Here is a 1,621-nt window from a genome sequence, read left to right on the forward strand (position 1 = left end):
CGGCCGAGCCGCAAGCGAGCGTCAGGCCCGCCCCGCGCTCCCATGTGCGCAGCATCAGCGCATTGTCGGTCGTCACATGCGCGATGGAGATGTTGGCGCGCTCGGGAAAGATCGGATGGTTTTCGAGCAGCGGTCCGAAGCGCTCCAGATCGTAGGCGTTGACATCGCCCTCGACCCAGAAAATCGCATGCGGATTGCCCATGGAGGCAACCGAGGGCGAATGCAGCACCGGCGCATCGATGGGCCCGGCCTGCAACTCGATCATGCGCGTGTCGCGGAACTCTTCGGCCAACGGAATGTCCTGCCAGCCCAACCGTGGCTTGCCCATATCGACCGAGATCAGGCCGTCTTCATGCTCCTCGGCATTGAGGATGCCGGCGACGGTCTGGAAGGTGAAGACTTTCTGCCCCGTTTCGGCGGCGAGCGCCTGCACGACACAGCGTGTACCATTGCCGCAGGCTGGGCCTGGCTGCCATCGGAATTGATGATTTCGATATAGTTGTGGGTGCCGGCTACGCGCGGATCATGGATCGCCATGATCTGGTCGAACCGGGTCGCGGGATCGGCGTTGAGCACGCGCGCGGCCTCGGGCGTCACCCGGTCCGCACGGCCACGCATGTCGGCAACGATGATTGCGTTGCCGAGGCCGTTCATCTTCGCGAATGCTGCCTCAAGCGCCATTGCGGCTCCAAAACCTTATGTCTCAGGCGCCTATATGGCTGATGACAGGCAAAATTACCAGACGAACGGCCCCATCAATCGTGCATCAGATCCGGCGCGATGTCAGGCTATCGCCACAATACCGAGGACCGCGAGAAGGAAGAGAACCAGAACCACGGCGATCAGAACTTTCGCGCCGGTCATTGCCGCTCCTGCAAGGCTGTTCATGCCGAGAAGACCCGCGACGGCGGCGACGATCAAAAGAATGAGAATCCATTTCAGCATTGTTTGCCCTCCGTTAAGGCGCTCGATCGCCGTGTGCCCACCCCGACGCACAAAGGATGATCGAAGCTGTTGATGGAGCATCGGAATAATCCAAAAACCGGATTCCACGTTCCGATTCGGTGCTCGAGCGCCGGTTGAGAAGCTTCAACGCGGAAAGCGGTCTCCGGTTCCAGTGCATCCGCTGAGCACCGCTCAGGAGTGTTGCCAATAAGAAACAGTCACGGACCCATGTGGCTGAAACCGGTTCTTAACCATGGCTGGGCTGTTATAATTGCAAAAGTTCGCCACGATCTGGCGCTTCAAATGGAACTCATTTGTATTTCAGTGCATTGGACGCTGTAACGGAGAGACGGCATGCCACACAACAAGTTTGCAATTCTGGCTGTAACGCTTCTGGCTGCGGGTCTGGCCGGCTGTCAGAGCGACCGCTTCTCACCGATGGCCACGCGGGCCCCTGACCCGCTGCCCTCCGCGCCCTCCGGCACGGTGACGTCGAACCAGCTCCCGCCTCCGTCGAGCCCGACCGCAAATCCGTCGCAGTTCCCTGAAGCGCCCCAGCAGGAAACGCAGGTGGCAGCCCTTGATCCGAACGCGGCTGCCAATGCACCCGACGTTTCAACCGGCGCCGTTGCCGGCGTCTGGAGCGTCAATGTCGCCGGCCAGTCGTGCCGGGTCG

Annotated in this window: 1 protein-coding gene and 2 pseudogenes; 1 reads left to right on the forward strand and 2 read right to left on the reverse strand. The window is 61.0% G+C overall.

The genetic code is table 11. The annotated features are described in order from the left end of the window. Together dapF and JCM21793_RS29035 are read right to left on the reverse strand one after the other, a co-directional pair. Nucleotides 1-681: pseudogene (gene dapF / locus JCM21793_RS27980) on the reverse strand (diaminopimelate epimerase); the annotation flags it as partial. 102 nt (nt 682-783) lie between these two features. Further along, nucleotides 784-945: a DUF1328 family protein gene (locus tag JCM21793_RS29035; RefSeq protein WP_007007536.1), complete on the reverse strand. Its 162-nt coding sequence runs from the start codon at nt 943-945 to the stop codon at nt 784-786. A gap of 354 nt (nt 946-1,299) precedes the next feature. On the opposite strand from JCM21793_RS29035, the pseudogene JCM21793_RS22980 reads away from it, so the two are divergent. Beyond that, nucleotides 1,300-1,621: pseudogene (locus tag JCM21793_RS22980) on the forward strand (hypothetical protein); the annotation flags it as partial.

Origin of the sequence: Nitratireductor aquibiodomus NL21 = JCM 21793 (assembly GCF_000615975.1) — a bacterium.
GTDB classification, from domain to species: Bacteria; Pseudomonadota; Alphaproteobacteria; order Rhizobiales; family Rhizobiaceae; genus Nitratireductor; species Nitratireductor aquibiodomus.